This is a genomic window from Schinkia azotoformans LMG 9581 (assembly GCF_000307855.1).
Classification (GTDB): Bacteria; Bacillota; Bacilli; order Bacillales; family Bacillaceae_J; genus Schinkia; species Schinkia azotoformans.
On sequence record NZ_AJLR01000153.1, the window covers coordinates 1 to 19,737 of the forward strand.

22 protein-coding genes and 2 other annotated features are annotated in these 19,737 nt (G+C 39.1%); all 22 genes read left to right on the plus strand.

Annotation, left to right across the window (positions count from 1 at the left end; all coding sequences use genetic code 11):
• The first annotated feature begins 201 nt into the window (after positions 1 to 201).
• The 22 genes from BAZO_RS20270 (at position 202) to rplL (ending at position 19,649) form a co-directional block, all read left to right on the plus strand.
• Positions 202 to 903 carry an MgtC/SapB family protein gene (locus tag BAZO_RS20270; protein ID WP_003333372.1) on the plus strand — a complete coding sequence of 234 codons (702 nt, stop codon included), beginning with the start codon at positions 202 to 204 and terminating at the stop codon, positions 901 to 903.
• Positions 904 to 1,079: 176 nt separating this feature from the next.
• Positions 1,080 to 1,541: a CtsR family transcriptional regulator gene (locus tag BAZO_RS20275; RefSeq protein WP_003333373.1), complete on the plus strand. Its 462-nt coding sequence runs from the start codon at positions 1,080 to 1,082 to the stop codon at positions 1,539 to 1,541.
• A gap of 43 nt (positions 1,542 to 1,584) precedes the next feature.
• Positions 1,585 to 2,133, plus strand: coding sequence for a protein-arginine kinase activator protein McsA (locus tag BAZO_RS20280; protein WP_003333374.1), 549 nt, complete (start codon positions 1,585 to 1,587; stop codon positions 2,131 to 2,133).
• Positions 2,134 to 3,216 (plus strand): protein-arginine kinase McsB, encoded by a 1,083-nt coding sequence (locus tag BAZO_RS20285; protein WP_003333375.1) that lies wholly within the window; start codon positions 2,134 to 2,136, stop codon positions 3,214 to 3,216.
• Positions 3,217 to 3,221: 5 nt separating this feature from the next.
• The gene (gene clpC / locus BAZO_RS20290; protein ID WP_003333376.1) at positions 3,222 to 5,645 is read left to right on the plus strand and encodes an ATP-dependent protease ATP-binding subunit ClpC; all 2,424 of its coding nucleotides are present in this window, start codon (positions 3,222 to 3,224) and stop codon (positions 5,643 to 5,645) included.
• A 119-nt stretch (positions 5,646 to 5,764) separates the two neighbouring features.
• Positions 5,765 to 7,147 (plus strand): DNA repair protein RadA, encoded by a 1,383-nt coding sequence (radA, locus tag BAZO_RS20295; RefSeq protein ID WP_003333377.1) that lies wholly within the window; start codon positions 5,765 to 5,767, stop codon positions 7,145 to 7,147.
• A 145-nt stretch (positions 7,148 to 7,292) separates the two neighbouring features.
• Positions 7,293 to 8,405: a PIN/TRAM domain-containing protein gene (locus BAZO_RS20300; RefSeq protein WP_003333378.1), complete on the plus strand. Its 1,113-nt coding sequence runs from the start codon at positions 7,293 to 7,295 to the stop codon at positions 8,403 to 8,405.
• A gap of 21 nt (positions 8,406 to 8,426) precedes the next feature.
• Positions 8,427 to 9,119 carry a 2-C-methyl-D-erythritol 4-phosphate cytidylyltransferase gene (gene ispD, locus BAZO_RS20305; protein ID WP_003333379.1) on the plus strand — a complete coding sequence of 231 codons (693 nt, stop codon included), beginning with the start codon at positions 8,427 to 8,429 and terminating at the stop codon, positions 9,117 to 9,119.
• A 4-nt stretch (positions 9,120 to 9,123) separates the two neighbouring features.
• The gene (ispF, locus tag BAZO_RS20310) at positions 9,124 to 9,597 is read left to right on the plus strand and encodes a 2-C-methyl-D-erythritol 2,4-cyclodiphosphate synthase (RefSeq protein WP_003333381.1); all 474 of its coding nucleotides are present in this window, start codon (positions 9,124 to 9,126) and stop codon (positions 9,595 to 9,597) included.
• 83 nt (positions 9,598 to 9,680) lie between these two features.
• Positions 9,681 to 11,153, plus strand: coding sequence for a glutamate--tRNA ligase (gene gltX / locus BAZO_RS20315; RefSeq protein ID WP_003333382.1), 1,473 nt, complete (start codon positions 9,681 to 9,683; stop codon positions 11,151 to 11,153).
• A 10-nt stretch (positions 11,154 to 11,163) separates the two neighbouring features.
• Positions 11,164 to 11,393 (plus strand) — a binding site (T-box leader).
• A 177-nt stretch (positions 11,394 to 11,570) separates the two neighbouring features.
• Positions 11,571 to 12,218, plus strand: coding sequence for a serine O-acetyltransferase (gene cysE, locus BAZO_RS20320; protein ID WP_003333383.1), 648 nt, complete (start codon positions 11,571 to 11,573; stop codon positions 12,216 to 12,218).
• Entirely contained in the window at positions 12,218 to 13,618 is a 1,401-nt protein-coding gene (gene cysS, locus BAZO_RS20325) for a cysteine--tRNA ligase (RefSeq protein WP_003333384.1), read from the plus strand. The genes cysE and cysS overlap by 1 nt, the downstream gene beginning before the upstream one ends.
• Before the next feature lie 4 nt (positions 13,619 to 13,622).
• On the plus strand, positions 13,623 to 14,033 hold the full coding sequence (locus tag BAZO_RS20330) for a Mini-ribonuclease 3 (RefSeq protein WP_003333385.1): 411 nt from the start codon (positions 13,623 to 13,625) through the stop codon (positions 14,031 to 14,033).
• A 20-nt stretch (positions 14,034 to 14,053) separates the two neighbouring features.
• The gene (rlmB, locus tag BAZO_RS20335) at positions 14,054 to 14,797 is read left to right on the plus strand and encodes a 23S rRNA (guanosine(2251)-2'-O)-methyltransferase RlmB (RefSeq protein ID WP_003333386.1); all 744 of its coding nucleotides are present in this window, start codon (positions 14,054 to 14,056) and stop codon (positions 14,795 to 14,797) included.
• Between the two features lie 5 nt (positions 14,798 to 14,802).
• Complete coding sequence (locus tag BAZO_RS20340; RefSeq protein ID WP_003333387.1) at positions 14,803 to 15,312, plus strand: NYN domain-containing protein; 510 nt, start codon at positions 14,803 to 14,805, stop codon at positions 15,310 to 15,312.
• Positions 15,313 to 15,389: 77 nt separating this feature from the next.
• Positions 15,390 to 16,040, plus strand: a complete 651-nt coding sequence (sigH, locus tag BAZO_RS20345; RefSeq protein WP_003333388.1) for an RNA polymerase sporulation sigma factor SigH — start codon at positions 15,390 to 15,392, stop codon at positions 16,038 to 16,040.
• A gap of 147 nt (positions 16,041 to 16,187) precedes the next feature.
• Positions 16,188 to 16,370, plus strand: a complete 183-nt coding sequence (gene secE, locus BAZO_RS20350) for a preprotein translocase subunit SecE (RefSeq protein ID WP_035198179.1) — start codon at positions 16,188 to 16,190, stop codon at positions 16,368 to 16,370.
• Between the two features lie 180 nt (positions 16,371 to 16,550).
• Positions 16,551 to 17,084 (plus strand): transcription termination/antitermination protein NusG, encoded by a 534-nt coding sequence (nusG, locus tag BAZO_RS20355; protein ID WP_003333390.1) that lies wholly within the window; start codon positions 16,551 to 16,553, stop codon positions 17,082 to 17,084.
• A 180-nt stretch (positions 17,085 to 17,264) separates the two neighbouring features.
• The gene (gene rplK, locus BAZO_RS20360; protein WP_003333392.1) at positions 17,265 to 17,690 is read left to right on the plus strand and encodes a 50S ribosomal protein L11; all 426 of its coding nucleotides are present in this window, start codon (positions 17,265 to 17,267) and stop codon (positions 17,688 to 17,690) included.
• A 114-nt stretch (positions 17,691 to 17,804) separates the two neighbouring features.
• On the plus strand, positions 17,805 to 18,506 hold the full coding sequence (gene rplA, locus BAZO_RS20365) for a 50S ribosomal protein L1 (protein WP_003333393.1): 702 nt from the start codon (positions 17,805 to 17,807) through the stop codon (positions 18,504 to 18,506).
• A 40-nt stretch (positions 18,507 to 18,546) separates the two neighbouring features.
• Positions 18,547 to 18,695, plus strand: a sequence feature (ribosomal protein L10 leader region).
• A 38-nt stretch (positions 18,696 to 18,733) separates the two neighbouring features.
• Positions 18,734 to 19,234: a 50S ribosomal protein L10 gene (gene rplJ, locus BAZO_RS20370; protein ID WP_003333394.1), complete on the plus strand. Its 501-nt coding sequence runs from the start codon at positions 18,734 to 18,736 to the stop codon at positions 19,232 to 19,234.
• A gap of 49 nt (positions 19,235 to 19,283) precedes the next feature.
• Positions 19,284 to 19,649: a 50S ribosomal protein L7/L12 gene (gene rplL, locus BAZO_RS20375; RefSeq protein WP_003333395.1), complete on the plus strand. Its 366-nt coding sequence runs from the start codon at positions 19,284 to 19,286 to the stop codon at positions 19,647 to 19,649.
• Positions 19,650 to 19,737: the final 88 nt, after the last annotated feature.

Genomic DNA, 19,737 nt, shown 5'->3' on the forward strand with positions numbered 1-19,737 from the left:
CAGAAATGCTGTTCTTTTTTGTATTTCTTTTTAATACAATAAAAAGCACAAGTCCAATCCTTTACCACATACATAGAGTACACATAAATTCCTTACCACGCTCCAACAAAGCTACAAAAGATACATTTTCGATTTACAAGGAAAAAACGGAATGAATTGCGAATTATATAGATAGGTACGTGTAAAAAAGGGGGCTCAACTATGGAACTGCAACAATTTTTAGGAAATGACTTCTGGGTAATGACGATTAGGATTTTTATAGCTGCCTTATTATGTGGAATCATCGGACTTGAACGGGAAATCAAAAAACATCCGGCAGGATTTCGGACACATCTGTTAGTCGGGGTGGGTTCCTGTTTAATGATGCTTTTATCCCTTTATGGCTTTCAAGACTATATTGATATGAATGCCAATATTAGATTTGATCCGGCACGAATCCCTTCCTACGTTATTAGTGGTATCGGTTTCCTGGGTACGGGAACGATCTTAGTCAAAGGTGTTACCGTTCATGGATTAACAACAGCTGCATCCATTTGGGTTGTTGCTGGAATTGGCTTAATCGTGGGGGTTGGAATGATCGCACCTGCTCTACTAACAACAATTGTTGTGTTATTAAGTTTAATTTTTTTGAATAAGTTTGAAAAGAGAATTCTTTCCACAAGCAATACGGAAATATTAACGGTTGTAATGGACAAGAAATGCAATAAGCTTAATGAGGTATTGCAGGTATTGGAAGAGAATGATATATCATTTCAAAAAGTATCTATCCAATCATTAAAAAATAATGAAGGTGAAGCCGATCAAAAGAAAATAACAATAGAAATTAAAATGAAGGACCCATCCATTCGTGCGAAAATCCTGGATAAAATCTCGACAAATGATTATGTTCAGCAAATCTATTGAGACCCAAAATGTAAACGTAGGAGGCAATCTCCCATTTCTCCGTTTGTGCTCCATTAAAAGTGGGTATGCTACTACTGTGTTTTTCTTAGACTTAAAAGTTGAAAAGAATCTTGATTCGGCTATATAATATATTCATGGTCAAAGAAAGTCAAAGTCAGTAGAAAGGGGAGGGATTGATGCGAAATATTTCTGATATTATTGAACAATATTTAAAAAAGGTATTGCATATTAGTGAAGAAAATGTCGTTGAAATTAAAAGAAATGAAATAGCTGAAAAATTCCAATGTGTCCCCTCACAAATTAATTACGTGATCAACACTCGGTTTACGATTGAAAAAGGTTATATAGTGGAAAGTAAAAGGGGTGGAGGAGGGTATATTCGGATCATAAAGGTCGAAACAGATGACCATGCTGAATTAATTGACCAAATGATTGAACTTATTCCAAATAGAATTTCGCAGTCTACATCAGAGGTTCTAATTGAAAGGTTGCTTGAAGAACAAGTAATCTCTCAAAGGGAAGCTAAATTAATTATTAGTGCTATTGATCGAAGTGTGCTTTTAATCGAATTACCAGGTAGAGATGAGTTACGCTCCAACATTTTGAAATCGATGCTGTTCACCTTAAAATATAAGTAAATAACTACCCAATAACGAACCTAAAAAAGGGAGAGGTGTAATTATGGAATGTCAAGAATGTCACCAAAACCCTGCTTCGCTCCATTTTACTAAGATCATTAACGGACAGAAAACGGAAACGCATCTTTGTGAGCAATGTGCAAGGGAAAAAGGTGAAATTATGTCTGGGGCCGGAGGGTTTTCGATTAGCAACCTCCTTTCCGGCTTATTAAATTTAGATTATCCTCTATCTACAAGCCCAAGCAGTAATCCTTTTGGAAATCTTGTTACTGAGCAATGTAATCAATGTGGCATGACATTCCAGCAATTTTCTAAGATTGGAAGGTTTGGGTGTTCAAACTGCTACAAGACATTCAGCAACAAAATAGATCCGATTTTAAGAAGGGTTCATAGCGGAAATACAGCACATGAAGGTAAAATTCCAAAACGAATAGGCGGTAATCTTCATCTAACGAAGGAAATTGTGGAATTAAAGGAACAGCTCCAAAAAGCAATTCACAATGAGGAGTTTGAGAGAGCGGCTGAAATCAGAGACAAAATCCGCTCCTTAGAGCAACTCTTAAGTGAGCATAGAGAGGGGGAGCGCTCATAAATGTCATTACAACGTTTTATTAATCAGGCATTAAGCCCTTGGATGAGCCAAGAAGGTCCTGATAGTGATATTGTGCTGAGCAGCAGGGTCCGTCTAGCAAGAAATCTGAAAGACATCGTTTTTCCTACTTTAGCTTCTGGGGATGATTTAGAACAAGTTGTCGAGTTAATGAAGGAGTCCATTGTAAACCGCAGTTTTAACCCCAATCTTGGTCAATTTGAACTTATTAAAATGATGGATCTTGAACCGATTGATAAGCGAGTATTAGTTGAAAAACATTTAATCAGCCCTCATCTTGCTGATGATGCAGAGCAAGGGGCAGTGATCCTTTCAGAAAATGAAGAGGTTAGCATAATGGTCAATGAAGAGGACCATGTCAGGATTCAGTGCTTATTTCCGGGACTGCAATTATCCCAGGCTCTACAGGTTGCCAATGCGATTGATGATTGGATCGAAGAAAGAGTTGATTTTGCATTTGATGAGAAAAGGGGCTATTTAACGAGCTGTCCTACAAATGTTGGGACTGGACTTCGGGCATCTGCAATGGTTCATTTGCCAGCCCTCATTTTAACAAATCAAATGAATAAAATAATACCTGCCATTAACCAACTAGGATTGGTTGTGAGAGGTATATACGGTGAAGGTAGTCAAGCACAAGGAAATATATTTCAAATTTCAAATCAAATTACCTTAGGTATGTCGGAAGAGGATATTGTCAAAGATTTAGAAAGTGTAGTTGCCCAAGTCATTGCTCAAGAGCGCTCGGCACGGGATATGCTTGTAAGATCCTCCTCTATCCAGCTTGAAGATAAGGTATGGCGCTCCTATGGCACTTTAGCAAATAGCCGCATCATTCCATCAACTGAAGCTTCCCGGTGTTTATCAGATGTAAGGCTTGGCATTGATTTAGGATTTATACAAAATGTTTCAAGATCAATATTAAGTGAATTAATGATTTTAACGCAGCCAGGTTTTTTACAGAGATTTGCAGGAAAAAGACTAGCTCCTGAAGAAAGAGATGTAAGGAGAGCAACTCTAATCCGAGAACGATTAAAATTAGAAAAGGATTCGATGGGAGAGTGATCTAAATGATGTTTGGAAGATTTACCGAACGTGCGCAAAAGGTATTGGCACTTGCACAAGAGGAAGCGGTTCGTTTAGGACATAGTAATATCGGGACTGAGCATATTTTATTAGGCCTTATTCGTGAGGGTGAAGGGATTGCAGCAAAAGCACTATTAGCCCTAAATCTTGGGCCGGAAAAAATCCAAGAGGAAGTGGAGGCCCTTATTGGCAGGGGTGATGAAGCGAGTCAAACGATTCACTATACACCAAGAGCCAAAAAGGTGATCGAACTTTCTATGGATGAGGCGAGAAAGTTGGGCCATTCCTATGTAGGGACCGAGCATATTTTACTTGGACTCATCCGTGAAGGCGAAGGCGTTGCAGCCCGTGTATTAAATAATTTAGGTGTAAGCTTAAATAAGGCACGCCAGCAGGTTTTACAACTGTTAGGAAGCAATGAATCTACTTCCAGCAGTCATTCCGGCGGGGTGGTAGCAAATGCTAATACTCCAACATTAGACAGTCTTGCCCGCGATTTAACGCAAATTGCCCGTGAAGGAAGCCTTGACCCTGTTATTGGCAGAGGCAAAGAAATCCAACGTGTAATTGAAGTATTAAGCCGCCGAACAAAAAATAATCCGGTTTTAATCGGTGAACCTGGGGTAGGTAAAACAGCGATTGCGGAAGGTCTTGCCCAGCAAATCGTTCAAAATGAAGTACCCGAAATTTTACGTAATAAGCGCGTCATGACGCTCGATATGGGTACTGTTGTTGCCGGAACTAAATATCGTGGTGAATTTGAAGACCGCTTGAAAAAAGTGATGGATGAAATTCGCCAGGCAGGCAATATTATCTTGTTCATCGATGAATTGCATACTTTGATTGGTGCGGGTGGAGCAGAAGGTGCAATTGATGCATCCAATATTCTTAAACCTTCCCTTGCACGTGGGGAACTGCAATGTATCGGTGCCACAACATTAGATGAATACCGAAAATATATTGAAAAGGATGCTGCCCTTGAACGTCGGTTCCAGCCAATCCAAGTTGGTGAACCGACTCAAGAAGAAGCAATCCAAATTTTATATGGATTACGTGACCGTTATGAAGCCCACCATCGTGTTTCCATTACAGATGAGGCTATTGAAGAGGCCGTAAAGCTTTCCGCTCGTTATATATCAGATCGTTTCCTTCCTGATAAAGCGATCGACCTTATTGATGAGGCAGGAGCCAAAGTCCGTCTTCGCTCTTATACTGCTCCGCCTAACTTAAAAGAGTTAGAGCAAAAGCTCGAGGAAATTAGAAAAGAAAAAGATGCAGCCGTTCAAAGTCAGGAATTTGAAAAAGCTGCTTCGTTAAGAGATACAGAGCAGCGTCTTCGTGAAGATGTCGAAAAAACGAAGAAAGAGTGGAAAGAAAGACAGGGTAAAGAAAACTCAGAAGTAACTACAGAGGATATTGCTTTAGTGGTTTCTGCTTGGACTGGAGTACCTGTATCTAAATTGGCTCAAGCAGAGACAGACCGTCTATTGAACATGGAAAGTATTCTCCATTCTCGTGTAATCGGCCAAGAGGAAGCTGTAAAAGCTATAGCAAAAGCAATCCGTAGAGCACGTTCCGGATTGAAGGATCCAAAGCGCCCAATCGGTTCATTTATTTTCCTCGGCCCTACTGGTGTAGGTAAAACGGAATTAGCTCGCGCTCTTGCAGAAGCCATGTTCGGCGATGAAGATGCTTTGATCCGCATTGACATGTCAGAGTATATGGAAAAGCATACAACATCCCGTTTAGTTGGTTCACCTCCAGGCTATGTAGGTCATGAAGAGGGGGGGCAATTAACCGAAAAGGTTCGTCGTAAACCGTTTTCTGTAATTCTTTTAGATGAAATTGAAAAAGCACATCCAGAAGTATTTAATATTCTTCTTCAAGTATTAGAGGATGGTCGCTTAACTGATTCAAAAGGACGTACTGTTGACTTCCGAAATACGATTGTGATTATGACATCAAATGTCGGTGCAAGCGAGCTTAAGCGTAATAAATATGTAGGCTTTAATGTTCAAGAGGGTCAAGAATACAAGGACATGAAATCGAAGGTAATGGATGCTTTGAAAAAGGCATTTCGTCCTGAATTCTTAAACCGTATTGATGAAATTATTGTCTTCCACTCTTTAGAGAAACAGCATATTAATGAAATTATCACGTTAATGGCGAATGAATTAACAAAACGCTTAAAAGAGCAGGACATTGATTTTGCGTTATCAGATGCAGCGAAAGAAAAAATTGCAAATGAAGGCTTTGATCCTGAATATGGTGCTAGGCCATTAAGACGAGCACTACAGAAGCAGGTTGAAGACCGCTTATCTGAAGAGTTATTAAAAGGGACTATTCAAAAGGGTCATAAAATCATCATTGATGTAGAAAATGATGATTATGTAGTAAAGACAGAGTAGTGTTTGAACTTAAGGAAGGATGCCAAAAGCGTCCTTTTTTTCTTTTTGATTACATTATTCGTTATGGTATCATAAATATTAACAATATGTGGTAACTTTAATTAAGAGGGGATTTTTTCATGTCAAAGAAAAAAACAAAATTTTGCTGTCAGGTATGTGGCTATGAAACACCGAAATGGATGGGGAAATGCCCTGGGTGTAATGAGTGGAACACAATGGTGGAGGAAATAGAGCTCCCAAAATCATCAAGAAGACAATCATTTGTTACTTCTTCTGAGACAATAGCTGGAACAAATAAGCCTCAAATGATTACCACCATTCAATCTGTTAGCGAGCCGAGAATATATACAGAGTATAAGGAGATGGACAGAGTTTTAGGCGGAGGTATTGTTCCAGGATCACTTGTGTTAATTGGCGGCGACCCTGGAATTGGAAAATCTACACTTTTATTACAAATATCCTCACAGCTTGCAAATCGAAATCATAAAGTTTTATACATATCTGGAGAAGAATCTCCTCGCCAGACGAAACTTCGGGCCGATCGTTTACGTATAGAAAGTGATAACCTTTTCGTTTTATCCGAAACAGATTTAGCTTATATAGAAAAAGCAATTGATGAAATGAATCCATCCTTTGTTGTTATCGATTCAATCCAAACCGTTTATCATCCTGAGGTTCAATCTGCCCCTGGCAGTGTGTCGCAGGTAAGGGAATGTACTTCTCACTTTATGCGAATTGCAAAAACGAAGGGAATTGCTATTTTCTTAGTCGGACATGTCACAAAGGAGGGATCGATCGCTGGTCCAAGACTACTTGAGCACATGGTTGATGCAGTTTTGTATTTCGAAGGGGAACGCCATCATACATATCGTATTTTAAGGGCGGTTAAAAACAGATTTGGTTCAACAAATGAAATGGGTATATTCGAAATGAAGGAAGAAGGCTTACGGGAAGTACTAAATCCTTCCGAAATATTTTTGGAGGAACGGTCAGAAGGTGCTGCTGGCTCCATAGTTGTTGCTTCGATGGAAGGTACACGCCCAGTGTTAGTGGAGATTCAGGCTTTAATAGCACCGACTAGCTTTGGAAACCCGCGGAGAATGGCGACAGGAATTGATCATAACAGGGTGTCTTTGATTATGGCTGTTCTAGAGAAAAGAGTAGGGTTTTTATTAGGGGCTTATGATGCTTATCTGAAAGTAGCCGGTGGAATTAAGCTTGACGAGCCAGCAATTGACCTTGGTGTGGCTGTAAGTATTGCTTCGAGTTTTCGTGACCAACCTTCCAACCCAACAGATGTAGTGTTTGGCGAAGTCGGGTTAACAGGGGAAATAAGAAGGGTTTCCCGCGTCGAACAGCGTGTTCAGGAGGCAGCGAAGCTTGGTTTTAAGAGGGTTATTATACCGGAAAGAAATATTGGCGGATGGACAGCTCCGAAGGGCATCGAAGTCATCGGCGTTTCAACAGTAGCAGAAGCATTAGATCACACCTTGGAACGTTAGCTTATGCAATTTTTAGTAATCTGCCTACAAAATTGATATTTATCATCATTTCAATATAAAATAGTAAGTGAAATATTATTTTTCTGTAACGAACAATGTTTTTAAAATAGAAAAAAAGTTAATAATGATAAAAGGAGGTGAAGGAATGGTTAAAAAAATCGTTCAGCTATTTTTTATTATCGTGGGCGGAACACTAGGGTTCTTGTACTTTCCGCTATTTTTAGAGTTAATGAATGTAGGTAATATCGGGTGGTTTGCGTCCCCTTATGCCTGCACAGTTTACGGAGCAATTATTTTATTTCTTTCTACATTTTGGTTAACTGATTATATTGTTGGTTTAATCCGTAAGATTGAGGAATCGTTGGTAAAGGCGCCGGCGACCGATATTTTATTTGGAAGCTTAGGCTTGATTGTAGGCTTGATTGTTGCTTTTTTAATTATGATTCCTTTAAAAAGTATTAAATTCGAAGTGTTAAGCACAATTATTCCAATATTTGTAACCTTGTTTCTCGGCTATCTAGGGTTTCAAACAGGGTTTAAAAAGCGTGAAGAGCTTATAAATTTATTTTCGCTTCCAGCACGGCTTGGGGCAAAAGATAAAAAGAAGCCACAAGCCAATGAGGCAGATCAAGCAGAAGAATATGTACCGGGGAAATTGAAAATCCTTGATACAAGCGTCATCATCGATGGTCGTATCGCTGATATTTGCCAAACCGGATTTTTAGAAGGGACGATCGTTATCCCGCAGTTTGTGTTAGAGGAGTTACAGCACATTGCCGATTCCTCGGACGCCTTAAAACGAAATAGAGGCCGCCGTGGCTTGGATATTTTGAATCGAATTCGAAAAGAATTAGAAATTAATGTGGAAATTTATGAAGGTGATTTTGAAGAAATCCAGGAAGTTGATAGCAAGCTTGTAAAATTGGCAAAGATCACTTCCGGCATTGTCGTTACAAATGACTTTAATTTAAATAAAGTTTGTGAATTGCAAAATGTTTCAGTTTTAAATATTAATGATCTGGCCAATGCCGTAAAACCGGTTGTTCTACCAGGGGAAGAATTAAATGTACAGGTTATAAAAGATGGGAAAGAACATAATCAAGGGATTGCTTATCTTGATGATGGCACAATGATCGTTGTCGAAGAAGGTAGAGATTATATCGGTAAGCGTATTGATGTTCTGGTCACTAGTGTCCTTCAAACATCAGCGGGACGAATGATTTTTGCTAAGCCCAAGGCTTTAGAGAAAGCACTATAATGACTTTATAAGGGGAAGACGATGGACTATTATGTTGTAATACCTGCTGCAGGGCAAGGGAAAAGAATGAATGCAGGGATGAATAAGCTTTTTATTCCCTTAAATCAAATACCTGTCATTATTCATACTTTAAATGTGTTTGAACAAGATGAACACTGCAAAGGTGTCATCTTAGCCGTTAATGAAAATGAGGTAAATCTATTTATTGAACTTATTCGCAAATATCATATTAAAAATGTTCTTAAAATAGTAAACGGCGGGAAAGAGAGACAAAATAGTGTCTATAACGGATTGAAGGCCGTACCGGACGAAGATGCCATTGTCCTTATTCATGATGGGGCAAGACCGTTTATTAAACAACCGATTATTCATAAACTTGTAAACAGCGCCTCTAGAAATGAGGGGGCTATTGTTGCAGTGCCTATGAAGGATACGATTAAGGCAGTACAGAACAACATAGTAGAAAAAACAGTGGAGCGTTCAAGCTTGTGGTCGGTGCAAACCCCACAAGCTTTTCGTCTTTCTGTTATTTTAGATGCACACCAAAAGGCAGAAGACGATCAATTTCTAGGTACGGATGATTCAAGTTTAGTGGAGAGATTAGGGAAAAAGGTACATATCGTATTAGGGGATTACGAAAATATTAAACTAACAACGCCAGAGGATTTAATTTATGGGGAAGCAATTTTAGCTAAATATAAAAAAGGGAGATAAACAAATGATTCGTATTGGACAAGGATTTGACGTTCATCAATTAGTGGAAGGGAGACCGCTTATTATCGGCGGAATTACGATTCCGTATGAAAAAGGTTTGCTAGGCCATTCTGATGCCGATGTACTTCTTCATACAGTTAGTGATGCAGCCTTAGGAGCATTAGCACTTGGTGATATCGGCAAGCATTTTCCTGATACTGACCCTGCTTTTCTTGGCGCGGATTCCGCAAAGCTAATGGAGCATGTTTGGGCACTTGTAAAAAAGGAAGGCTATAAGCTTGGGAACCTAGATTGTACAATCATTGCCCAAAAGCCGAAAATGGCACCGTATATTGAGGAAATTAGAGCGCGTATTGCTAGTCTTTTAGAAGCGGAAATTGGCCAAATCAATGTGAAAGCTACAACGACGGAGAAACTTGGCTTTATCGGCCGCAGTGAAGGAATTGCCGCTCAAGCCGTTATTTTATTAACTAAATAACAAGCTTGACCACCTTGGTAATATTCATTAAGATTTAAAATTAGAGTAGAAATATTAGGAAAAAACGGAAGGTGTCTGAAATTATGGCAAAGCAAATTAGAGTTCGATATGCACCAAGCCCAACGGGGCATTTACATATTGGTAATGCACGTACGGCCTTATTCAATTATTTATATGCAAGAAATCAAAATGGGAAATTTATTATTCGTATTGAAGATACAGATGTTAAGAGAAATATTGAGGGTGGGGAGCAAAGCCAGCTTAAATACTTAACTTGGCTTGGAATTGACTGGGATGAAAGCATTGATATAGGTGGAGAGTATGGCCCGTACCGCCAAATGGAGCGCATCGAAATCTACCAAAAGTATACGGAAGAATTATTAGCGAAGGGGTCAGCCTATAAATGTTATTGTACGGAAGAAGAGCTTGAACAAGAGCGGGAAGCTCAAATGGCAAAAGGAGAAACACCAGCTTATTCTAGAAAATGCTGTGGCTTGTCTGCAGAAGACCATAAAGCACTTGAAGAAGAAGGCCGTAAAGCCAGCATTCGCTTTAAAGTTCCTTCTGATCAAACAATTGCCTTTAAGGATATTGTCAAAGGCGAAGTATCCTTTGATTCCAATGGATTTGGAGACTTTGTTATTGTTAAGAAGGATGGTATTCCAACTTATAATTATGCTGTTGTTATTGATGACCACTTGATGGAAATGAGCCACGTTCTTCGCGGTGATGATCATATTACTAACACACCAAAACAACTGATGATTTATGATGCATTTGGTTGGGAACCGCCGATTTTTGGACATATGACATTAATCGTAAATGAATCCCATAAAAAGTTAAGTAAACGTGATGAATCAATCATTCAGTTTATTGAGCAATATGAAGAGTTAGGATACTTACCTGAAGCTTTATTTAATTTTATTGCACTCTTAGGATGGTCACCGGGCGGGGAACAAGAGATTTTTACAAAAGAAGAATTTATTAAAATCTTTGACCCTAGCCGTTTAGCTAAGTCACCTGCCGTGTTCGATACAAATAAATTAACATGGATGAACAATCAATATATTAAACAAGTAGATGTGGACAGACTCGTTCAAATTTCATTGCCGCATCTAATTAAAGCCGGACGTCTTCCTGAGAATCTTACAGATGAACAAAGGGCATGGGCTCGTGATTTAATTGCTCTTCATCAGGAAAAGATGAGCTATGGGGCTGAAATTGTTGAGCTTACTGAATTATTCTTCAAGGAAGATATTGAGTTCGATGAAGAAGCAAAAGAGGTATTAAGTGGGGAAAGCGTTCCTGAAGTCGTGAGAAACTTTAAACAACAAGTTGAGCAGCTTGAAACATTCGAGGCTGAAGACATTAAGGCGGCTATGAAGGCTGTGCAAAAGGAAACTGGTCATAAAGGCAAAAATTTATTTATGCCAATACGTGTTGCAACAACTGGACAAGTCCATGGACCTGATCTTCCACAGGCGATTCGCTTGTTGGGAAAAGATAAAATTCTTGCCCGCCTAAATAAATTGATTGGCATTTCGAGAAAAAGCTAATATAGTATAGGTATAAACGTTGATGAGGAAAAGTAGAGATTGTTTTGGCTTAGTAGAGAGAACTACCTCCGGCTGAAAGTAGTTTAAGCGGACCATCTTGAAAATGCACCTCTGAGTCTTTTATTGAACGATCACTCCAGTAGATAAAAGCGGGACTCTGCCGTTATAAGGGGGAAGTTGGGGTAATAGCACTTGTTCTTTTACCCAAACAGAGTGGAACCGCGCGTAAGCGTCTCTGTGCATTAGCATAGGGGCGCTTTTTTATATTAAAAGTATATAATTTTGCATATCATTGTCTAGCTCCAGCGCCTATCGCCTAGCAAACTTCAGGTCTTCTCCCTACGATAAGTCAAAGACCCTCCAGTTTGTACGGCGATGAGCAAGGCGCTTGCGCTTTTCTAATAGGGGGGAATTGAAGTGTTTAAAATGTTACGTGAAGATGTCGAAGTCATTTTTGAACAAGATCCTGCAGCGAGAAGCTATATCGAGGTAATCTTAACCTATTCCGGACTACATGCAATTTGGGCCCACCGACTTGCCCATCCGTTATATAAACGAAAGTTCTTCTTCCTAGCGAGAATTATTTCGCAAATAAGTCGGTTCTTTACCGGGATTGAAATTCACCCCGGTGCCCAAATTGGCAGACGTTTTTTCATAGACCACGGTATGGGTGTTGTTATCGGGGAAACATGTGAAATCGGTGATAACGTCACCATATACCAAGGTGTAACACTGGGCGGTACGGGGAAGGAGAAGGGGAAAAGGCATCCAACCTTAAAGGATAATGTTCTTGTCGCCACTGGCGCTAAGGTATTAGGATCGATTACTATTGAGGAAAATTCCAAAATTGGGGCCGGCTCTGTTGTTCTAAAAGATGTCCCGCCCAATTCCACGGTAGTGGGTATTCCAGGGAAAATTGTAATAAGAGATGGAGTAAGAGTGGCTCGTGATTTAAAACATAATGAATTACCGGATCCGGTTGCTGAAAAATTAGCGGAGATGGAATCACAAATGAATATGCTCAAAAAGGAAATAAATAAACTAAAGTCAGGAAGTGATGCTTGATGGCAATTAAATTTTATAATACATTAACCCGCAGCAAGGAAGAATTTAAACCGATTAAAGATGGAAAAGTAAAAATGTATGTATGCGGCCCTACTGTATACAATTATATCCATATTGGAAACGCACGGCCTGCCATTGTTTTTGATACAGTTCGCCGTTATTTACAGTACAGAGGCTATGAAGTAAAGTATGTTTCAAATTTTACAGATGTTGATGACAAGCTAATTAAGGCTGCAAAAGAGCTTGGGGAAGATGTTCCAACAATCGCCGACCGTTTCATCCAAGCCTTTTATGAAGATGTAACAGCCTTAGGTGTAAAAAAAGCCGATGTCCATCCACGTGTAATGGAAAATATGGATATCATCATTGAATTTATTGAAACATTAATCCAGAAGGGCTATGCTTACGAGTCAGAAGGCGACGTCTATTTTAGAACAAGAAAATTCGATGATTATGGAAAGCTGTCACATCAACCGATTGATGATCTTCGTCTCGGTGCTCGAATTGAAGTTGGTGAAAAGAAGCAAGACCCGTTGGATTTTGCTTTATGGAAAGCAGCAAAAGAAGGCGAGATTTATTGGGAAAGCCCATGGGGGAAAGGGCGTCCGGGCTGGCATATTGAATGTTCAGCAATGGCGAAAAAATATCTAGGCGAGACGATTGATATTCATGCAGGCGGTCAGGATTTAACATTCCCGCACCATGAAAATGAAATTGCCCAATCAGAGGCGTTAACAGGTAAAACCTTTGCAAACTACTGGCTTCATAACGGTTATATTCAAATAGATAATGAGAAAATGTCCAAGTCACTTGGGAATTTTGTATTGGTGCATGATATTATTAAACAAATTGATCCACAAGTGCTACGTTTCTTTATGTTGTCAGTTCATTATCGAAATCCGATTAACTTCAGCCAGGAGTTGTTGGAAAGTGCTAAAAGCGGATTGGAACGGATTCGTACAGCTTATGAGAATTTAAGCTATCGTAAGGTAGTCAGCACCGGTTTAACAGACTCAAATGAAGAATGGCTCAAGGTTATTGAAGGAATCCATGAACAGTTTATTATTGAAATGGACGATGATATCAATACAGCTAATGCTATTTCAGTTCTTTTTGATTTAGCAAAACAAGCCAATATTTATTTAAGAGAAAATCAGACATCATCAGAAGTGATTCATGCCTTTATGGAGCAGTTTGAAAACTTAGCGGGAGTACTCGGCATCACTCTTCAAAAAGAAAAAGAGTTGCTTGATGAAGAGATTGAAGAATTGCTTCAAAAACGAATTGATGCAAGGAAGAATCGTGATTTTGCACTAGCAGACCAAATTAGAGATCAATTAAAGGATATGAACATTGTTCTGGAGGATACACCGCAAGGAACACGTTGGAAAAGGATGTAATGTTGTGCTTGTAAAAAACCATACTATTGATGTAAAACAATTAAATTCATTGGCGCTTGCTTATATGGGTGATGCTGTTTTTGAAAGCTTTATTAGGTTTAATCTGTTGGCAAGTGGTGGAGTTAGGCCGAACCAGCTTCACCGCGAATCAACAAAGTATGTGTCAGCCAAAGCTCAGGCAATCATGGTTCGCAGTTTGATAGAGGAGAATCTGTTAACAGAAGAGGAAGTCGCTGTTGTTAAGCGGGGCAGAAATGCGAAATCGGCGACTGTCCCCAAAAACACTGATGTTCAAACCTATCGGTATAGCACAGCGTTTGAAGCGTTGTTAGGCTATCATTATTTATCGGGAAATGAAGAGCGGTTAAATGAATTAATGGAATTTGGTTTTAACTTAATTCATGTAAAGTCTTAATGAGGAAGGAGTGAGTACGGATGGATAATGAATGGATCATCGGGAAAAACCCAGTATTAGAAGCTTTAAGAGCAGAGCGGGATATTAATAAAATATGGATTGCAGAGGGCTCTAATAAGGGACAAATGCAACAGGTTATCGGGCTTGCGAAACAAGCTGGCGTCATTGTTCAATATGTTCCAAAACAAAAGCTTGACCATACAGTTTCAGGGAATCATCAAGGTGTGGCTGCATCTGTTGCAGCCTACCAATATGCCGAGATTGAAGACTTATTTAATAAGGCAGCGGCAAAAAATGAGGATCCCTTTTTTCTCATATTGGATGAAATTGAGGACCCGCATAATTTAGGTTCCATTCTCCGAACGGCCGATGCAGCGGGTATTCACGGAGTAATTATACCGAAGCGCCGTGCAGTCGGTTTGACAGCTGCTGTAGCCAAAGCTTCAACAGGAGCGATTGAACATGTACCTGTAGCAAGGGTTACGAATCTTGCTAGAACGATGGAGGAGTTAAAAGAAAAGGGCATTTGGATTATAGGAACAGATGCAAAAGGGAAGCAGGATTTCCGGCAAATGGATGCAAAAATGCCGCTTGCAATCGTCATTGGCAGTGAAGGCAAAGGAATCGGCAGGCTTATCAGTGAAAAATGCGACTTTTTAATTCGATTGCCGATGGTCGGCAAGGTTACATCGCTTAATGCATCAGTTGCTGCCAGTTTATTAATGTACGAGGTTTATCGTAAGCGAAATCCTATTGGGGAATAGCGGTTATGGATGTACTAATCGTCGACGGTTACAACATTATTGGTGCTTGGCCAGAACTAAGAGAATTGAAAAAGACTGACTTTGCTGGAGCACGGGATAAATTAATAGAGAAAATGGCAGAGTATAAAGCCTTTACTGGATACCGCGTCATCATCGTGTTCGATGCTCACCAAGTTCCTGGTATTGAAACAAAAACAACAAACCACAATGTAGAAGTGATTTATACAAAGGAAAACGAAATTGCTGATGAAAGAATTGAAAAAATGGCCAATGAACTGAATAACATAAAAACACAAATCCATGTTGCTACATCGGATTATACCGAACAATGGGTTGTATTTGGCCAAGGAGCTTTAAGAAAATCAGCACGAGAGTTGTTAAACGAAATGAATTCGATTGAGAAAAAAATAAATAAGTCTTTACTCGAAACAAATCAATCAAAAGCAACAAATCGTATTAAAATAAAAGGTGAAATTGCTGAAATTTTCGAAAAATGGCGTCGGGGAGACCGTTGAATGGTTGACTCCCTGAATTTACCTGCTGTATAATATTGCTATCTATATGCATCGGATGTGGACGGAGGGATCAAAGAGTGAGCATAAACCTCAAAGAAAATACTATCAAAGATTTAGAGCGTCTAGAGGATGAAGAAATAGTCGAACAGGTCCACGCAGGTTCTAGTGAAGCTTTGGAGTACTTGATTAATAAGTACAAGAATTTTGTTCGTGCAAAGGCAAGGTCTTATTTTTTAATTGGAGCAGATCGAGAGGATATCGTTCAAGAAGGTATGATCGGTCTTTATAAAGCGATTCGTGACTTTAAAGAAGACAAGCTGTCATCCTTTAAAGCATTTGCTGAGTTGTGCATTACGAGGCAAATCATAACAGCGATTAAAACAGCCACTCGCCAAAAGCATATTCCGTTAAACTCTTATGTCTCATTGGACAAGCCCATATATGATGAGGAATCCGACCGTACATTGCTTGATGTCATCTCAGGTACGAAGGCCCTTGATCCTGAAGAATTGATTATTAATCAAGAGGAATTTGATGATATCGAAGTTAAAATGGCTGAGATATTAAGCGATTTAGAGAGGAAGGTTCTTAGCCTTTATCTAGATGGGCGTACATATCAAGAGATTTCCGAAGACTTAAATCGTCACGTTAAATCAATCGATAATGCGCTGCAAAGAGTAAAACGAAAGCTGGAACGATATTTAGAATTAAGGGAAATTACGCTGTAATCTCCCTTTTTTTGTCGAAGACTTCACTTGAATGAAGTTAACATTGACATTTAAATTATGACTATGTTACAGTTTTACAAGTGAATAAGAAGAATGGGTAAATGTACCCTATTATATAATGTTGAACGTGAAGTTGGAGGTAACTACATGCAACGTATCGTAAAGTTCTTTCGTGATGTTGTCCGCGAAATGAAAAAAGTAAGCTGGCCGAAGAAAAAGGAATTAACTAAATATACTATAACAACAATTGTTACAGTTACATTTGTAGCTTTGTTTTTTACCGTTGTAGATATGGGAATTTCCTCTTTAATTCGCTTAATTCTTGGTTAAGTTATTGCACTGTGATAAATTGTGGTATAATGTTGTGTAATCAAGGAAATACAGGAAATAGAACCCGTTCGCGGGTTTTTTTGTCTTTGTTCGAAAAGCGGAAACGCTTTAGCATTGCTTCATGGGGTTGACAGCGAAATATCCAATTAGGGAGGGAATGGACTAAAAATGTCCTAAATGATGGAAAAAAACTGGTATGTTGTGCATACGTATTCCGGATATGAAAATAAAGTAAAAACCAATTTAGAAAAACGTGTTGAATCAATGGGAATGTCAGATAAAATATTCCGCATTGTTGTTCCAGAAGAAGAAGAGCAAGAAATTAAAAACGGTAAAAAGAAAGTCGTTAAGAAAAAAGTATTTCCTGGATATGTATTAGTTGAAATTATTATGACTGATGATTCCTGGTATGTTGTAAGAAATACGCCTGGTGTAACAGGATTCGTTGGATCAACAGGTTCCGGCTCTAAACCTATTCCGCTTCAACCCGATGAAGTTGATGTAATCCTTAAAAGAATGGGATTGGACAAAATGCCAACTGAAATTGACTTTTCGCTTAAGGATACGGTACGTGTCATTGAGGGGCCATTTACGAACTTCACAGGGACAATTGAGGAAATTGATATGGACAAGCAGAAGGTTAAGGTTCATGTTAATATGTTCGGAAGAGAAACACCGGTTGAATTGGAATTTACACAAATTCAATCCGTTTAAATAGAAAAGCGGAAGCTGGACAAAAAAGTTCTTGCAATTGGACGGGATAAATGATAAAATTCTTGTGTTTCCTATGAGTCTCAAATTACAGAGACTATTGTAGATATATAGGAGTATGAGTGGGAGGGTCTAAAGGGCCTAATTTTACCACATCACGGACTATTTAAGGAGGTGTGTCTCGTGGCTAAAAAAGTTATTAAAATTGTAAAACTTCAAATTCCTGCAGGTAAAGCTAATCCAGCACCACCAGTTGGTCCTGCGTTAGGTCAAGCAGGTGTAAACATCATGGGATTCTGTAAGGAGTTTAATGCTCGTACCGCAGAACAAGCTGGTTTAATTATCCCTGTTGAAATTACTGTATTTGAAGATCGTTCATTTACATTTGTTACTAAAACTCCGCCTGCTGCTGTTCTTTTAAAAGTGGCTGCTGGTATTCAGTCTGGTTCAGGTGAACCAAACAAGAAAAAAGTTGCTACAGTTAAGCGTGATAAGGTTCGCCAAATCGCAGAAGAAAAAATGCCTGACCTTAACGCTGCAAGTGTAGAATCTGCAATGCGCATGGTTGAAGGTACAGCACGCAGCATGGGAATTGTTATTGAAGACTAATCCCGTGAGTCGCTAAGGTAATTGGCAGAGGTTGCGAGAGAATGATTATCGACACTCGCAACCTTTATTCGTGGGAGGTAAAACCGTTATAACCACATACGAGGAGGATTTATTATGGCTAAAAAAGGTAAAAGATATCAAGAGCTTACAAAGCTTGTTGACCGTTCAAAAGCTTATCCAGTTCAAGAAGCTATTGAATTAGTTAAAAAGACTGCTACAGCTAAGTTTGACGAAAGTGTTGAAGTTGCTTTCCGTTTAGGCGTTGACCCTAAGAAAGCTGACCAACAAATTCGTGGAGCTGTAGTTCTACCACATGGTACTGGTAAAACTCAACGCGTGTTAGTTTTTGCTAAAGGTGAAAAAGTGAAAGAAGCAGAAGCTGCAGGTGCAGATTATGTTGGAGATGCAGAATTCATTACTAAAATCCAACAAGGTTGGTTTGAGTTTGATGTAGTTGTTGCTACACCTGACATGATGGGTGAAGTTGGTAAACTTGGTCGTGTATTAGGACCAAAAGGTTTAATGCCAAACCCTAAAACTGGTACTGTAACATTTGATGTTACAAAAGCAGTTAACGATATTAAAGCTGGTAAAGTTGAATATCGTGTAGATAAAGCTGGAAATATTCATGTTCCAATTGGTAAAGTATCATTTGAAGATGACAAGCTTTCTGGAAACTTAGCAACAATCGTTGAGACAATCCAAAAGGCTAAGCCAGCTGCAGCAAAAGGAACATACATGAAGAATGTTGCAATTGCTTCTACAATGGGCCCTGGTATTAAAGTTGACGTTTCTGCATTATTACTAGGAAAATAAGTTGACAAACTTATTTTAAACAGTTATAATTACAAACGTTGTTAAATTAACTATTATACCGTAGACAGTAGGTGTTCCTTACGGACTTAATTTCCTGCCGAGGTGTGTTTATAAATCTGTTACATTTCGTAATGAACGGATCTATTATGCCTCCATGTCTACTGACGTTGGAGGCTTTTATATTCCTTAAAACACGTACGGTATAAAATTCTACAGGAGGTGTAAAGATGAGCGCTGTCATTGAACAAAAGAAACAACTAGTTCAAGAGATCTCTGATAAGTTACAAGCGAGCAAATCAGTAGTATTCGTTGATTACCGTGGACTAGATGTTGCTGAAGTAACTGAATTACGTAAACAATTACGTGAAGCAGGCATTGAATTTAAAGTATACAAAAATACAATGATGCGTCGTGCAACTGAAGCTACTAACTTCGGCGATCTTAATGACAAGTTAGTTGGACCAACTGCCGTTGCATTCGGAGTTGAAGATGTAGTAGCTCCTGCGAAAATTATTAACGAATTTGCTAAAAAGCACGAGGACTTAGAAATTAAAGCAGGTATCATCGAAGGTACAATTGCAAGTGTAGAAGAAGTGAAAGCATTAGCTGAACTTCCGTCACGCGAAGGTTTACTTTCTATGTTGCTTAGCGTATTACAAGCTCCAATCCGCAATCTTGCTCTTGCAGCAAAAGCTGTTGCTGATCAAAAAGAAGAACAAGGTGCTTAAGAACTGTTATTAAAAAAACACTGAATGAAAATTAAGGAGGAAAATTCAAATGACTAAAGAACAAATCATTGAAGCGGTTAAAAATATGACTGTTTTAGAATTAAATGACTTAGTAAAAGCAATCGAGGAAGAATTCGGCGTAACTGCTGCTGCTCCAGTTGTTATGGGTGGCGCTGTTGCTGGTGGCGCTGCTGCTGAAGAGAAAACTGAATTTGACGTAATCTTAGCTAGCGCTGGCGACCAAAAGATCAAAGTTATCAAAGTTGTTCGCGAAATCACTGGTCTTGGCTTAAAAGAAGCAAAAGACTTAGTAGACAACACTCCAAAGCCGCTTAAAGAAGGCGTATCTAAAGAAGAAGCTGAAGATATCAAAGCTAAACTTGACGAAGTTGGAGCTAACGTTGAAGTTAAGTAATTAACTTTATTCAGTTGAATAAAGTTAAAGCCTCCGGCGGATGCCTCAGATTTTCAAAGGTAGTTTTTCGAGCAAGCTCGAAAAAATC

What these genes read in the sequence shown, in the direction of transcription:
- BAZO_RS20270 (WP_003333372.1), top strand. Translation starts at nt 202, where the DNA reads ATGGAACTGCAACAATTTTTAGGAAATGACTTCTGGGTAATGACGATT.
- BAZO_RS20275 (WP_003333373.1), top strand. Translation starts at nt 1,080, where the DNA reads ATGCGAAATATTTCTGATATTATTGAACAATATTTAAAAAAGGTATTG.
- BAZO_RS20280 (WP_003333374.1), top strand. Translation starts at nt 1,585, where the DNA reads ATGGAATGTCAAGAATGTCACCAAAACCCTGCTTCGCTCCATTTTACT.
- BAZO_RS20285 (WP_003333375.1), top strand. Translation starts at nt 2,134, where the DNA reads ATGTCATTACAACGTTTTATTAATCAGGCATTAAGCCCTTGGATGAGC.
- clpC (WP_003333376.1), top strand. Translation starts at nt 3,222, where the DNA reads ATGATGTTTGGAAGATTTACCGAACGTGCGCAAAAGGTATTGGCACTT.
- radA (WP_003333377.1), top strand. Translation starts at nt 5,765, where the DNA reads ATGTCAAAGAAAAAAACAAAATTTTGCTGTCAGGTATGTGGCTATGAA.
- BAZO_RS20300 (WP_003333378.1), top strand. Translation starts at nt 7,293, where the DNA reads ATGGTTAAAAAAATCGTTCAGCTATTTTTTATTATCGTGGGCGGAACA.
- ispD (WP_003333379.1), top strand. Translation starts at nt 8,427, where the DNA reads ATGGACTATTATGTTGTAATACCTGCTGCAGGGCAAGGGAAAAGAATG.
- ispF (WP_003333381.1), top strand. Translation starts at nt 9,124, where the DNA reads ATGATTCGTATTGGACAAGGATTTGACGTTCATCAATTAGTGGAAGGG.
- gltX (WP_003333382.1), top strand. Translation starts at nt 9,681, where the DNA reads ATGGCAAAGCAAATTAGAGTTCGATATGCACCAAGCCCAACGGGGCAT.
- cysS (WP_003333384.1), top strand. Translation starts at nt 12,218, where the DNA reads ATGGCAATTAAATTTTATAATACATTAACCCGCAGCAAGGAAGAATTT.
- rlmB (WP_003333386.1), top strand. Translation starts at nt 14,054, where the DNA reads ATGGATAATGAATGGATCATCGGGAAAAACCCAGTATTAGAAGCTTTA.
- BAZO_RS20340 (WP_003333387.1), top strand. Translation starts at nt 14,803, where the DNA reads ATGGATGTACTAATCGTCGACGGTTACAACATTATTGGTGCTTGGCCA.
- secE (WP_035198179.1), top strand. Translation starts at nt 16,188, where the DNA reads ATGCAACGTATCGTAAAGTTCTTTCGTGATGTTGTCCGCGAAATGAAA.
- nusG (WP_003333390.1), top strand. Translation starts at nt 16,551, where the DNA reads ATGGAAAAAAACTGGTATGTTGTGCATACGTATTCCGGATATGAAAAT.
- rplA (WP_003333393.1), top strand. Translation starts at nt 17,805, where the DNA reads ATGGCTAAAAAAGGTAAAAGATATCAAGAGCTTACAAAGCTTGTTGAC.
- rplJ (WP_003333394.1), top strand. Translation starts at nt 18,734, where the DNA reads ATGAGCGCTGTCATTGAACAAAAGAAACAACTAGTTCAAGAGATCTCT.
- rplL (WP_003333395.1), top strand. Translation starts at nt 19,284, where the DNA reads ATGACTAAAGAACAAATCATTGAAGCGGTTAAAAATATGACTGTTTTA.